Annotated in this window: 9 protein-coding genes; 1 reads left to right on the top strand and 8 read right to left on the bottom strand. The window is 41.5% G+C overall.

Features of this window, described 5'->3' with window-relative positions; all coding sequences use genetic code 11:
- Positions 1-10: 10 nt before the first annotated feature.
- From HS960_RS20200 to prfB, 6 genes are all read right to left on the bottom strand, one after another.
- Complete coding sequence (locus HS960_RS20200) at positions 11-1816, bottom strand: RagB/SusD family nutrient uptake outer membrane protein (RefSeq protein ID WP_182330531.1); 1806 nt, start codon at positions 1814-1816, stop codon at positions 11-13.
- A gap of 11 nt (positions 1817-1827) precedes the next feature.
- The gene (locus HS960_RS20195; RefSeq protein ID WP_182330530.1) at positions 1828-5226 is read right to left on the bottom strand and encodes a TonB-dependent receptor; all 3399 of its coding nucleotides are present in this window, start codon (positions 5224-5226) and stop codon (positions 1828-1830) included.
- Between the two features lie 237 nt (positions 5227-5463).
- Positions 5464-6573 carry a FecR domain-containing protein gene (locus HS960_RS20190; RefSeq protein ID WP_182330529.1) on the bottom strand — a complete coding sequence of 370 codons (1110 nt, stop codon included), beginning with the start codon at positions 6571-6573 and terminating at the stop codon, positions 5464-5466.
- Between the two features lie 140 nt (positions 6574-6713).
- Positions 6714-7256, bottom strand: a complete 543-nt coding sequence (locus HS960_RS20185) for an RNA polymerase sigma factor (RefSeq protein WP_120335693.1) — start codon at positions 7254-7256, stop codon at positions 6714-6716.
- A gap of 201 nt (positions 7257-7457) precedes the next feature.
- Positions 7458-8903 (bottom strand): glycosyltransferase, encoded by a 1446-nt coding sequence (locus tag HS960_RS20180; protein WP_202883708.1) that lies wholly within the window; start codon positions 8901-8903, stop codon positions 7458-7460.
- Positions 8904-9355: 452 nt separating this feature from the next.
- Positions 9356-10439, bottom strand: a protein-coding gene (gene prfB / locus HS960_RS20175) for a peptide chain release factor 2 (protein WP_153845349.1) whose coding sequence is annotated in 2 segments (ribosomal slippage) — positions 9356-10378 and positions 10380-10439 — 1083 coding nt in all. Because the reading frame shifts where the segments join, the coding sequence is not laid out codon by codon here.
- A gap of 218 nt (positions 10440-10657) precedes the next feature.
- Here prfB and pgi point away from each other — a divergent pair.
- Positions 10658-12328 (top strand): glucose-6-phosphate isomerase, encoded by a 1671-nt coding sequence (gene pgi, locus HS960_RS20170; protein ID WP_153845350.1) that lies wholly within the window; start codon positions 10658-10660, stop codon positions 12326-12328.
- 111 nt (positions 12329-12439) lie between these two features.
- Here pgi and HS960_RS20165 read toward each other — a convergent pair whose 3' ends face one another.
- Positions 12440-14356, bottom strand: coding sequence for a heavy metal translocating P-type ATPase (locus tag HS960_RS20165; protein ID WP_182330528.1), 1917 nt, complete (start codon positions 14354-14356; stop codon positions 12440-12442).
- A gap of 264 nt (positions 14357-14620) precedes the next feature.
- A complete protein-coding gene (locus tag HS960_RS20160; protein ID WP_153845352.1) occupies positions 14621-14962 on the bottom strand; it encodes a phage holin family protein in 342 nt (113 codons plus the stop codon).
- Positions 14963-15256 lie beyond the last annotated feature (294 nt).

Raw genomic sequence — 15256 nt, 5'->3', positions numbered from 1 at the left:
AACATTATAACTATTTATCCCATCCAAATACTTGTTTTAAATTGGGATTCAATGTTATTTGACCCAATGGTATTGGTTTGTAATAATATTTTGGAGAGACAAATGACCGCTTATTTTTTTGGTCAACAGTCATCATAATATATCCCGAAGTACCATTGCTAAGGTAAAATGCGCCTCCATCGAGGTAATATTTTACCAGCTTGGTTTTTACAGCATCCGGTAACTGGTCAATTGGACCTGTTGCTTTCTCATTTTCAAGAATGGCAATATCCGGATTTCCATCACCTGTAACGTCCATAGCGCCTAATGCAGGGACGTAGATTCCATGTGGGGCAACGGCTAGTAAGTCTCCTGTTTTCCAGCGTAGCACATCGTTGAAACGGAAGCCTTCACAGGCAAGCTCAACCCGGCGCTCACGACGGATCTCTAACAAGGCTCCTTTATTGGCTCCTTGAGCGTTCGGATAGCGTGCCGCAAGAACAGGGTCTACCTGTGTATTGGCCGTTGCTAACAGTAAGGCTGGTACACCGACGCGTCCACGTAAAACATTCACGGTTGCATCCAGATCAGCTTGTGTAATCGTACCCAATTCAGCTTTCGCTTCAGCATTGATAAGCAATACTTCGGCATAACGCATAATAGGAAGATCGGTGTAGTTTGCATTCCAGCCACCACGAAGAGCAGGATCTCTAGGGTAGAATTTAATCTGTAAATATCCACCAAAACTAGGTTTTATTAAATAAGCCGTGGGGTTATTCGGATCAGTCTTAAACCCAGCTGGCATGATGGTTTCAGCCAATCGGGGATCCCTGTTTTGAAATATTTGCGTAAAGGTTTTCGTTTTGTAATCCGGAGTCGATGTAAACGATTTTCCGTCAGCTGTTAGGAATTCTTCCATCAATTCTCCGCTTAATGCCCACTGCCAGTCCAATACGGTGTGTGAATTGTTTGCGATACCCAGCGAACGGTCATTCTTTTGGATAAAAATCGCTTCTGTATTCGAGGATAAATTGTTGCTGCTGAACAATGTTCTAAAGTCAACTTCTTTGGCACCAGTATTATGAATTTTGTATTTTCCGGAACTTATAACTTCTTGGGATGCTGAAGCTGCTCTTTTTAAAAACTCATCTGCAGAAGCTTGTAAATTTAGCTCCTCATGGTATTTACGGAATGTTCCTTCGTGTAAGGCAATGCGGGCTAACAGTGTTAATGCAGCTCCTTGTGTAACACGTTCTTTGAAATTACCGGCTACTTTATCTTCTCTGATATGAGCTGCGGCAAATTCAAGATCCTCCATAATATGTTTAACAACAACCTCGCGAGAATCTTGGTCTTTGTACATGGCTTCGTCCTCAGCGCCCAAAGCCGTATCATACCAAGGAACATTGTTATAATCGCGCACTAAATTAAAGTAGATGTAGGCACGAAAGAAACGGGCAATTCCAACGTAATGGTCTATTTGTGCTTGATCGCCGGTTACAGTACCAAGGTGATCCATCATATAATTGATGCGGCGTAAATTTTTCCATTCATCCGACCAGCCAGATGCGTTGCCTTGTGTAAGTGTACCACGGAGCATATTGTTGGTTGAGCTGCTTCCTGTGAATCCACCGATATTATCTGAGAAGATGTCGTCATATGATCCGCCAATGAATCGATAAAAGCCGTTGGTATAGGTTTTGAGATCTTCCGGCGTTTTAAAGAAGTTTTGGTCTGTCACAGCAGTCTTGTTGCTACGATCCAAAAAGTCTTTATTACAGCTTATTGTCAATAGTGATAAAGACAACGCTAGTGTAGTATAGTGAAATATTTTCATGAATATGCGTATTAAAACTTAACATTTAATCCAAAGGCATAAGTGCGTTGGAAAGGATATACTCTTGTACTGCCTAAGGCTTCGGGGTCTATGTTTACTTTGAGCCCTGAGCGTTCAAATAAATTTTCACCACTTACATAGAAGCGTACGGCCTGTAAGCCAATTCTTTTTGTGAAATTCTGCGAAAGGCTATAGCCGAAAGTGATGTTTTTTACCCTTAAATAGGCTGCATTCTGCAAGTAACGTGTATTAGGCATACCGAGTTCTTCTCCGTTATCTTCCGCACTGTACGATTTTATCCGTGGAAAATACCCATCTCTGTTATCTGGAGACCAATGGTCTAAGTTCTGTTTGGTCACATTCGTCCAGGGTTGTGCATAAATTCCCCAGAAATAGATTTGGCTTCCCGGTGGATACCAGTCTCTTTTTCCGACACCTTGAAGAAATACACGTAGATCAAAACCTTTCCATGAACCTGAAAGGTCTAAGCTATAGGGGTATTGAATTTCTGAATTGCCTAGAATCTTGAGGTCACCATGGTCAGCAAGGGTTTGTTTACCTTTAGTGATCTTACCGTCAGGTCCTCCATCGGGTCCGCCCGCAATATCCTTGAACTTGATATCACCGACATAGTATTTATATTGCTGATCATCCGTTCCTACATCGGTTTGATCCAATTTGGCTAGCTCATCTTCATTTTGGAAGAAACCATCTGCTTGAAGACCCCATATCTCACCGATGCGCTGTCCGGCGTAATGCTGTCTAATATCGCCCGTTGGATTATCAAATTTAGTAATTGTAGCTTTGCTGTTTGCCAGTGTAAATGTAGCGTTATAATGGAATGGCGAGCCAGCTAGGTCGAACTTGTCTTTCCAGCTAATGCGTAGATCCCAACCATTCGTTTTCATGTCGGCCGCATTGAAGTTCGGTGCGTCAGCGCCAAAGGCACCGGGAAGAGTTCTTCCTGGGATCAGCATACCCTCATTGGTCCGTTTGTAAATATCAAATGTCGTATTTAGGCGACTGTTGAGTAGATTAAAGTCAATACCCCCATTGATTGTTGAAATACGCTCCCATGTTAAGGATTTGGCGACCACTAATGGCGGATTCAAGGATATCGGACGATTACCTTCAATCACGCGAGGAATGCCGTTATCCACTGCCATAGAAGGCAAATAAGGATAACTTAGTGGATTCATATTATTATCATAGACAGTCTGGTTACCCAATTGTCCATAAGAACCCCGAAGTTTTAAGAAGTTGATCGCAGATTTGAGCGGGCTAAAGAATTGCTCTTCAGAAAGTACCCATCCTGCAGATACCGATGGGAAAAATCCCCAGCGGTCACCCTTTGGAAAGCGTGAAGAACCGTCCAGACGGCCATTGGATTCAATAAGGTAACGCCCTTTATAATCATAGTTCAGACGATAAAATACACCTTGCAGTGCATAATCGTCGATATTATGGGTAACTGTTGTCGCTCCACTACCTAAACCGATGGATGGTATGTCAGCCGAATAAAGACCATTTTTAAGGGCGTAATTTGTTTCGGTATTTCTATATTCTTGGTTATAACCGACTAAGGCACTTACATGGTGGTCATTAAACTGTTGCGTATATTGTGTATACACGTTGATTACATCATATCGGGTGTTTTCCTGCTGCTTATATGCGGAAGGTACAGTTCCACCTGCATATTGAGGCGTAGCATTCGGCCCTGTCTTGTACTGAACAGGACGATTATACCCATCTGTTACACCAAAGGAACGACGGAAAGTAATATCTGCGTTAGCTGTCCATATGTTTTTGATCAGATCTGCTTTGGCATTGAATGTTGTTTGGAACTCGTTGATATTTTCTTTTCTTCGTCCTCCTTCTTGTAATAGTCCCAAAAGGCCAGCACCTGCTTGCGTCCAGCTGCCATCCGGATTTTTTGGAACATCCAAAGATGAGGTACGGTTTACATTCCAAAAGAAATCACCGCCCATGAAAACTGGCGCTTCATATTGACGGCTTGTTAGTACCGTATTGTTTCCGAAGTTCAACCAAGGAGTGACCTGCATATCCATTTTATTGCGGACATTGTAACGGTTAAGTTTGTCATTTCCATATTTTAGCGCACCGTCGAGCTTGTAGTATTCTCCAGAAAATAAGTAACTTAATTTGTCCGTTCTTTTACCCAAACTCAAGTTGAGCGTGTTGGTTGGAGCCAGTTTTTTATAGGCTTCATTCATCCAGTCGGTTTGACCATAATAAGCCCATTTCTCTGGATTTGTGGGGTCTAGGATGGTGTTGGGTAAACTCGGATCCTGCTGAAGCTTTTTCGCATATTCACGTACGGCATCCGGATACAAATCATATAATGGGTAAGCTGCATCGTGTTTATATTGCATCACGGTAAGTGGATCTGTGACAATTTCAGGCAATTTGCCTGTGGTGCGCCATTGGGTGCTCATTCCTACATTTACCTGAAGTTTTTCGGACTTGGCAGATTTGGTTGTTACAAGAACTACACCGAATGCTCCACGAGCTCCATAGATTGCAGCTGAGGCCGCATCTTTTAAGACCGATACGTTTTCAAAATCATTTGGATTGAGTCTTGCTAACTCATCGCCAGTGACAGGAATGTTGTCTACTAATATAAGAGGCTCACCACCATTGATTGATGTGATACCGCGGATATTGAATTTTGCACTTTGCGAAGGATTACCGCTCGCGTTGGTGATGTTCAAGTTTGGGATCAAACCTTGTAGGGCAGCACCTAGATTGGTGACCGGTCTATTCTCAATTTCTTTAGCGGAAATCTGGTCAACGGCGCCCGTTAAATTGATTTTCCGTTGTGTACCATAACCAACGACCACCACCTCATCTAATTGTGATGTGCTCGTTTGTAAAGTCACATTTAATGTGCGTTGATTTCCCACCTGTACACGCTCTGTTGTGTAGCCCATATATTGAAATACCAATACTGCTTTCTCGGGTATCCGAAGCGAAAAATGTCCGTTGGCATCTGTTTTTGTAGATAATGCGGAATTTCCCTCTACAGACACCGTTACACCGGCAAGTGCTGCTTTTGAATCGCGAACTGTACCTGTGATTTCGAAATCTGTACGTTGTTTTTCGGAAATTACAATGGTGTTGTTGAGAATCTGATAGCTTAGATTCTGTCCTTTAAGTGCTTTGGATAGCACTTGTGAAATGGAAGCATGATTTGCATCCACACTGATGGGCTGCAGATTATTCAGCAGTTTTTCATCATAAAAAAATCGTAAGTCTGTTTGCTTAGAAATTTCTTGTAAAACTTTCTCAACCTTTACTTTTTTCAAGGAGAGATTGACTGTTTGTGCATTTCCCGAGGCATGTGCTCCCAAAGCAAGAGAAAGCAAAGAAAGAGTGCTTAACTTTATCATACATAAAGTTTTAAAGGCTGGAGGGATCCGGAATTCCCGTGTTTTCTCCTGCCTTTTCATTGGAGAAAAAAAATTCATAAATTAGAATGATTTTTGAGGTTTTAAATTTCTGTTGGTAATCAGTAAAATAAGCCTTGGATTTAACTGGGGATGCGTCAACATCCCCTTCTTTTGTTATTGCCAGGCGATAAGTCGATGTTTATGCCATAGATGTATTTTTAAGGTAGATAATCAATTTCATTGCACGATTACGTTCCGACCGTTGATGTCGAATTTTCGCCCTGTCGCTAAAGCAAGGATTTCCAATACTTCCGAAAGCTTGCTGTTTCTGCTTATGGAGCCTTTGTAGGTAGAAGCGTTAGTGATGGCTTCGATATTTTTAAATTCAACATTATACCAACGTGCAATTTGCTGTGTGATATCGTTGAAATTGCTGCCGTCGAAATAAAATTCTTCACGCTGCCATGCCGTATTTTTTGCTAGATCACTTACTTTGACCTGAATATCATTCGCTAATGTTGTCGCCTGCTCACCGGGTTTAATAATTGTTTGTTTGCCCTCTTTAAGAACTTTTACACTTCCCTCCACGAGAGACGTGGACACTTCATTCTGATACGCGTTGACGTTGAATGTGGTGCCCAATACTTCGATTGTTGTGCCGTTGGCGTGGATCCGGAAAGGTCGGCTGGCATCCTTAGCGACCTTAAAATAAGCTTCTCCCGTTAATGTAACTTGACGTTGATCTTCCTCAAAATGTGTTGGATAAGAAAGCTGAGTGAGCGAATTGAGCCATACTTTTGTACCATCTTCTAAAATGACCATATAAGTGCCGGCCTTGGGTACATCAACACGGAAATTTTTCCCAGCTATAGCTGTCGTTGAATTATGCTGTTGGACAAATGGATCTGCGAGCTGCTGCTCTTTTCCTGTCGGTGTTATAAGTTTTGCATAATGTCCTCCCGGAAGGATGTCGTTGTGAAAAGTCTTATTGTGGGAACGAACCTCCGCAGCCAATGTAAGCGGTATTTGTGCTGGTGAGGACAATTTTTGATAGAACCAGAAGCTAAACCCCGAAATGGCGATAAGCGTGGCAGCAACCATCCATTTAGATCGTACCCAGCTCATTCGTTTGAGCGGTGCTGGTTCATCAAATAGTTGGTCATCTAATCTTGCATTGATACGTGATGCCAGGTCGGGTGGATTTTCGTTCACTGACAGCTCGTTCTCGGATTGGTCCAATGTATAAAACCAACGGAGTACCTGTTGTTCTTCCGCAGCTGTACATTGGCCTTCCAAGTATTTTTTAAGCAAGGCTTTGGCTTGATCTGATGATTCTTGTTCCTTCATACAAACCTATAATCCCCTTATGCGAAGAGAAGTACCGAAGAAAAATTAAAAAAAAATATAAATTACTGTATTACAGTGTTTTTAAATTGTGAGGTATTGGGAAATGAGACCGCATGACACAAGTTCGTCTAGCGGATTTATTATTTGAATCGAAGCTTGAGCCAGCCTAAAGCCAGGGAGATATTGTTTTTTACGGTTTGTTCTGATAGTGCAAGTTCCGTGGCGATATCTTTAATGGACATGGATTCTTTTCTGCTAAGCGAGAAAGCAGATCGCATTGTTGAAGGCATCTTGTCAATTTCTTGCTCGATAAGCACAGCGAGTTCCTTTGCCAATAGTTCTTCTTCAGATGTCGTGGTTAAAGTTTGTGTTTGAAAGGTCTTGGAGAGGTTTTCAGCACGGACAACTTTCCTTTGTTCATGAATAGTCCAGTCAATGATTTTGTACTTGGCTGTTTTAAAAAGATACGGATAGAGGGAGGACTCAATGTTTATTTTGTGTCTATTGTTCCAAAGGGCGACAAATACCTCCTGCAGGATATCTTCACAGTCTTCAACACAGGAAACACGGCGCTGTATAAATCGAAAAAGTATAGCAGAATAGCGATTGACTAATTCCGAAAAAGCATGACGGTCATTGGCTTGAATCCCAACGAATAGCACGGTGTCATCTAACTGTTCCATAATTACCGCAATTTGTGTACTCCCTTAGTTTAATTTAGGCCAAATTTATAATTGTGGTGTTAAGTTAGTATTAAAAACAAAAAATATGATAATGTTTTTTTTAATCAAACGATTGCATTGGATTTTTAATATAAAAAAACGGCGGTTTTCCTGTTACAGATCATAGAAAGTAACAGGAAAACCGCCGCGTGGTCTTATCATTTAACCCCTTGTCAACCAACCTCTGCGTCCAGCTGTCGCAATGGCATAAGGTGTAATCCAAAATAAACTGAAGGCATAAAAGATACTATAGCTATATGCCCAAAAGGCTTCTTTGGCGTCAGAGTTTTTAGAAGCAAAGAAATAGGCCTGGATGCTGGAAAATATTAAGATACCGACCAACGTTGAGCTTAAGAACATCAATGGATAATGAAATACAGTCCACAGCATCAATAACATCATTGGATAAGACAATAATACTTTTTTCCATTGCATAAGCAATAAGATACGTGCTCCCCATTTAGGTCCCTGACGGAAATTCTTAAATGCAAATTTACTCATCGCAATGTTTTCGCGCACGTTGCTTCGTTCCCAACGGATAAACATCTTATACAGATTTTTGTAACGTACAGGAGTGTCGGTATAAACGTATGCATTGGATTGAAATAACACATGATACCCTTGTTTTAGGATCATATTCGTCATGGCGCGATCTTCACCGATATCAGACGGTTGCCCCATAAAAGTCTGGTTGATCCAATCCTCCAAACAGTTCATGACAGCCTCTTTACGATAGCCGGACAAGGCTCCTGGTGTACACATGACCGTACCCAACATACTTTGCGCAGAACGTACAAACTCAAAGCTGAATACGAAGCTAACATTCAACATACGAGGTATAATCGCTTTTTTATTATTCAATACGCGCACATTACCCGCAACAGCTCCACATTCCTTGTTTGTTACAAAAGGACTCGCCATATTACGTATAGTATCCTTTTTAACAATAGAATCACTATCAACCGTAATAAAGATTTCTCCCGTACCTAACTTAAATCCACGGTACAAAGCATGTCTCTTACCCATATTCTTGGGCTGCTGATAAATTTCAACACGATCGCCCAATTCCATTTTGGCACGTTGTATCCAGGCAAAGGTATTGTCCTTACTACCGTCATCAATGGCGATGATCTGAAGTTTCTTCTCCGGATAATCACTGCTAGCCAAACTATGTAAGGTATCATAGACTAACTGTCCTTCATTATAAGCTGGAACAATAATCGTACAAGTAGGTAGCTCATCGTCCGATACAGAAGCGATGGGTTTATATTTACGATGTAGTACAATCAAAAAAATCAAAAAGCTAACGGCGATAGCAGCTAAAAATATACCTAAGGCGATCAGAAATGTTCCGCCGATGCTGTCTAAACGTTGGAAACGTAATGCATCAAAATCTGGCTGAAGCATGTATACGCCAAAAACTGACGCAAATAGTATAAAAAAAGTCGCTCCAAAAATACCATATTCTTTTGGACCAAAGTTGCTTTCCTCGTTTTTGCTCACTGTATTATCAGATCGCTTTTCTCCTGCATTTACATCATATACAGCAGGCTTCCATTGTTTGGTCATCTGCTTGGATACGATCGAGTTTTCTTTCATGTAATTCATAACCGTTCTATTTTAGATATACATTCGTTCATTCTATATTTAATCGATGCCGCAATCGGTATCATTTGTAATGAAAATATTACGAATCCATAAACGCAAAACACATGCCTTTATTTTGTGCCAAAAATGACCCGACTGCTCAAATTGTAACGTTCTTGATACAAAATAACGTTACGCAAGTTGCTTGTTTTCAGTTTTTTAACTGTGTTTTGTAATAAAAATTGATTAAAATATAATAACGATATGGGCAGTAGACTTTTAAGGTTTTTTAACATTTGCCGGCTGATTGTTAAGAGAAATTGACAATTTCTGTGACAAACTGTGTTGGAAAGGGGGCAATGGGTCAGGTGAAGAAATCAACTTAAGCCAAATAAAAAAAGCAAGGGATAGTGCAAAAAAAAGACGCCTCCAAAAGAGAACGTCTTCAATATCATTAAGTTTCGGAATCGTCTTTATCCGCCAAATTCCATCAGATAATTTTTTAGAAAATCATTTAGATCACCATCCAGCACAGCCTGTGTATTGGATGTTTCGTAATTGGTCCGTAAATCTTTAATTAACTTATAAGGATGTAGGACATAATTTCGAATTTGGGATCCCCATTCTATTTTCTTCTTGTTGCCTTCAATAGCAGCGGAAGCTTCCTGGCGTTTACGCATTTCAATCTCATATAACTGTGATTTCAATAAGCGCATCGCATTTTCTTTGTTTTGCAATTGCGATCTGGATTCCTGATTTTTAATAATAATGCCAGTAGGTTTGTGATGTAATCGAACAGCTGTTTCCACCTTATTTACGTTCTGACCTCCTGCACCACCTGAGCGGAACGTGTCCCATTCGATTTCCGAATCCTTAACATCAATCTCAATATTATCATCGATCAGAGGATAGACATAAACAGACGCGAAAGAGGTATGGCGTTTTGCATTGGAATCAAACGGAGAAATCCGAACGAGCCTGTGTACACCGTTTTCTCCCTTGAGATAGCCATAAGCAAAATCTCCAGAGATCTGTAATGTTACACTCTTGATACCAGCTACATCTCCCTCCTGCGAATCTTGTTCGGTCACTTTATACCCATTTTTCTCGCCCCACATAATATACATACGCATCAGCATGGCAGCCCAGTCGCAGCTTTCAGTCCCGCCGGCACCAGCTGTAATCTGTAAAATTGCATCCAGCTGATCTTCTTCGGCGCTAAGCATGTTTTTGAATTCGAGTTCCTCGACTTGCGCTAAAGCTAGTTTATATTGGTCGTCCACTTCCTTATCACTCGCGTCGCCAGATTGGAAGAATTCATACATGACATATGCGTCTTCAACCGCCGCTGCAACTTCGTCGAAGTGGTCTGTCCATACCTTTTGGTTTTTTATGGCCAAGAGTATTTTTTCTGCAGCTTTGGAATCATCCCAAAAGCTCGCTTCAAGCGTAATAGCTTGATCTCTTTCTATTTCTTCTTTGCGTGCATCGATGTCAAAGATGCCTCCTCAGGGAAGTAACACGATCCCTCAAGTCTTGAATTTGTTCTTTTGTCATATCCGCTAAAGTAGAAATTTTAATTAATAAATTCGTGCTTCTATCGAATAACTTCGCGCCCAATATAGATTGCCAAATAGGGATAATTTGACCTTTTTTTTTTAGTTTTGGTATTGTCAACGGAATAAACCTTCATTTAAAGATCTACACGATGTGTAGTATAGAAATACCGAAGGCTCTTATTGATGTTTAAAACAAATAATTTCAGTAAAAACAGTATGTTCCCAAAAATTAATTTTACAAAGACTGAGGCCTATAAGAATCTAGCGCAGCATTTTGATTCATTATCAGGTCTATCTAGCAATAGCGAAAAAAAAGATTTACGTGCACTTTTTGCCGCAGATCCCGCACGTTTTGAAAAGTTCTCGATCGCTTTTGAAGATATACTTTTGGATTACTCCAAAAATCGGATTACCGAAGAGACAAAAGTGCTCTTAGTCCAGTTGGCTAAAGAATGTGGTCTTGCTGATGCGATAGCAGCGATGTTCTCCGGTGAGCGCATCAACGTGACCGAAAACAGACCGGTATTACACACCGCTTTGCGAAATCAATCCGATCAACCCGTTTATGTGGACGGAAAAGATGTTATGCCCGACGTTAAACGCGTGCTGGCACAAATGAAAGCTTTTACGGAAAAGATTATATCTGGTCAGTGGAAAGGGTGTACGGGTAAAGAAATTACAGATGTGGTTAATATCGGTATCGGTGGTTCAGATCTAGGTCCTGTGATGGTAACAGAAGCATTAAAAGCGTATAAAACGCGCTTAAATGTACATTTTGTCTCCAACGTAGACGGTACACACATTGCCGAAACATTGAAAGCTGTGGATCCTGAAACAACCTTGTTTCTGATTGCCTCAAAAACTTTCACAACGCAGGAAACGATGGCCAATGCCCATACAGCCAAAGACTGGTTTTTGGCGAGTGGTGCCCTTCAGGAGGATGTCGCTAAGCATTTTGCCGCGTTGAGCACCAATACAGAAGCAGTACGTGCCTTTGGAATAGATACTCAAAATATGTTTGAGTTTTGGGACTGGGTAGGCGGTCGTTATTCCCTATGGTCTGCTATAGGTCTTTCAATTAGCTTGGCAATAGGCTTTGATAATTTCGAGGACCTTTTGAAAGGTGCCTACGATGCGGACGTTCATTTTAAGGAAACTTCTTTCGAATCCAATATTCCCGTGATATTGGCTTTGCTTGGTGTATGGTATAATAATTTTTTCCAGGCCGAAAGTCATGCTATTCTTCCTTACGATCAATATCTGCACCGTTTTGCTGCGTATTTCCAACAAGGGGATATGGAGAGTAATGGCAAATATGTTGACCGTAATGGTCAACAGGTGGATTATCAGACTGGACCGATTATATGGGGTGAACCTGGTACGAACGGGCAGCATGCCTTCTATCAGTTGATTCACCAGGGAACCAAATTGATTCCTTGTGACTTCATTGCCCCGGCCAATAGTCTTAATCCGATCGGAAACCATCACCAATTGCTATTGTCCAACTTTTTTGCACAGACTGAGGCGTTGATGAATGGCAAAACGGAGGAAGAAGTAGTTGCTGAATTCAAGAAAGCAGGCAAATCGGACCAAGAAATAGAAGCGCTTAAAGCCTATAAAGTCTTTGAGGGTAATCGCCCGACGAATTCAATCCTGTTCAAAATAATGACACCACGTACTTTAGGACGACTTATCGCATTTTATGAGCATAAGATTTTTGTGCAGGGTGTGATCTGGAATATTTATAGTTTTGATCAATGGGGTGTGGAGCTAGGTAAACAATTGGCCAATCAAATCCTTCCGGAATTAAGTGACGCGAATACGGTTACGAGTCATGACTCTTCTACCAATGGATTGATCAATGCCTATAAAGCTTGGCGGGATTAAATTTCTAACTAGGATCTAAAAGAGATCCTTGATACAACAGGACTGCCCTCAGAAAGTATCTAACTTTTTGGGGGCAGTGCTTTTTTCGGGCTTTACATGATCGCTCAGTTTTTAAACTTGTTTATGCTGGATCCGAATGGCATTTAAAATTGCCAGAAGAGCTACCCCCACATCAGCAATGACCGCTTCCCAAAGTGTTGCAATCCCCCCGGCGCCGAGGATCAAAACAATGATTTTTATTCCCATCGCCAGGATGACATTCTGCCAGACAATACTTCGGGTTATTTTTCCAATTTTTATGGCCGACAAAATCTTGTGTGGCTCATCGTTTTGGATCACAACATCAGCAGTTTCAATGGTTGCATCAGCTCCCAGTCCGCCCATAGCAATGCCAACATGTGCTAAGGCAACTACAGGAGCGTCGTTTACGCCATCGCCGGCAAAGGCAACGCGGCGTCCTTGGTCAATCAGCTGCTGTACATGGCTTACTTTATCCTCAGGAAGAAGATCGCCATAGGCTTTGTCGAGTCCAAGTTCTTTGGCGACTTCATCTACCACCGCTGTTTTATCTCCAGATAACATAACTGTATACAAACCTTGCGCATGCATGGCTTGGATCACAGCTTTGGCATTTGGTTTAATTCGATCCGCAACAGTAATATAACCCGCATATTGACCTTCGATGGCAAGTAATACAATGGAGTATGCCATTTGCCTTAGATCTGCCGGATAGCTAATATCGAATTTGTCCAGTAACTTGCTGTTGCCCGCGAGTGTGTGCTTTCCGTTAACAGTGGCGAAAAGTCCGTGGCCTGCTATTTCCTGGATTTTCTCAGCCTGAAATGCGGCACTGCCGGGATGATAACTGGCGATCGCCTTCGCAATGGGGTGTGTTGAATGTGCCTCAATGGCTTTCGCATAGTTCAATAATTCCTCTGGATCTACATTGACGGCAAAAACTTCGGTTACCTCAAAGACACCGGCTGTAAGCGTACCTGTTTTATCCATGACAACGGTATCGACTGAAGTGATGGCATCGAGGAAGTTCCCGCCCTTAAATAATATACCATTTCGGGAAGCTAAGCCTATACCGCCAAAATAACCCAGGGGAATGGAAACGACCAGGGCGCAGGGACAGCTGATCACCAGAAAGACTAAACTCCGGTAGAACCAGTCCTTAAAATTATAGTCATGAACAAAAAATAGGGGTGCAATAAGGACCAAGAGCGCAAGCCCAAAGATGATGGGGACATATATTTTGGCAAATCGAGCAATAAACAGCTGAGTTTTGGATTTTCGTGCAGTGGCATCCTGAACCATTTCGAGAATTTTGCTCAACTTGCTATCTTCAAATACGCTGGATACCTCGATTTCAACGACTGTTTCCAAATTGATCATACCTGCAAAAACAGCATCACCGGAATATTTTGTATCGGGTTTACTCTCCCCAGTCAGAGCAGCAGTGTTAAATGCCGCTTTTTCCGTTTTCAATGTACCATCCAGAGCCACTTTTTCTCCAGCTTTTACAAGGATAATTTCGCCAATTGTGACAGTTTTTGGATTTATCTGCTGTTGCTGCCCATTGCGTATGACCGTTACTGCGTCAGGGCGGATATCCAATAAGGATTTGATTGATTTCTTGGCATTGTCGACGGCAGTATCCTGAAACCATTCTCCGATTTGATAGAAGACCATGACCGCGACGCCCTCTTCAAATTCTCCAATGGCGAAAGCTCCCAATGTTGCAACGGTCATTAAAAAAAATTCATTAAAAATATCGCCACGACTTGCCTTGCGCAATGCCATTTGAATAACGGGGATTCCCGCGAGAAGATAGGCGATGCTATTTAAGGTCAAGTTGATGCCAAAGGGAAGGCTGATCTTAAAAGCATATTTCAATAGGAGTAAAGTAAGTAGAATGACAAGGGCCATGAGGAGCTTACTTTGAGCGATCCACCAAGGATGCTCCTTTGTTGGAAGGCCGTGCTCCTGTGTGTCATGGCTATGCTCGTGGTTGTGTTCGCACATATATCAGCGGTTCTTTTAAAGAATTAAATTTAGCGAATTCTGCTGTAAAAAGCGAGGGAAATGAGGATAAACTCACCCATAAGGATGATTATTTTAGACGATTATTTTAAAGGAAGTGGAACAGTAAACTATCTGTTTTTCAAACGACAGATGCTGTCAGTAAAGGAAGATGATGTCGGCAAGAAAGGGGGACAATCGCTGAGCAATGAAAAGGCGTCCACATGTATTGATGCGGACGCCCGCTGCTATTTTATGAATGTATTTTTAATCTTTCGAAGTACTGCCAATAATCATTTCCAATATGGCAACGACAATGGCAAACAGCGCAGCGGTCCAGAATCCATCTACATCAAATTTGGAGCCGAGTAGTGAATCTGATAACAAGACCATCAATACGGTAATAATAAAGGAAATCAGGCCAAGGGTAAGCCAATTCAACGGGAATGTAAATAACCTTAAAATCGATCCCACAGTCGCATTGACAAATCCAATGACGAGTCCTGTAACGATAGCCCAACCGAATCCGGCAACGTGAGCGCCGGGGACAATCCAGCATGCAATTGCGACGACTACACCAGTAAGTAAAAGACTAATAATAAATTTCATAATATGTGCTAATTTATAAAGAGTAAATAAAGTAATAATATAATAACTATCGTGCAAACCCGATGCCAAACTTTGTTTAGATTATGAATTTAAGTCTTCTGGAGAAATGGGCGTTGATGGGCCGTTGGCGTGGATTAGTGCGGGCCGTCCGATTGGAGATGAGCAGTTTTAGAAATAAAAATATATGCAAGCATAGTAAATATTTTGTATATTTATTCAGAAGCTATGATGCTATTGTTATTTGGTGGTCAGTCATTATATTCGTTAAGTGGGGCGATTGCTGATGGTAGAAAT

The organism is Sphingobacterium paramultivorum (assembly GCF_014109745.1).
GTDB classification, from domain to species: domain Bacteria; phylum Bacteroidota; class Bacteroidia; order Sphingobacteriales; family Sphingobacteriaceae; genus Sphingobacterium; species Sphingobacterium paramultivorum.
This window is presented reverse-complemented; position numbering and strand designations above follow the sequence as displayed.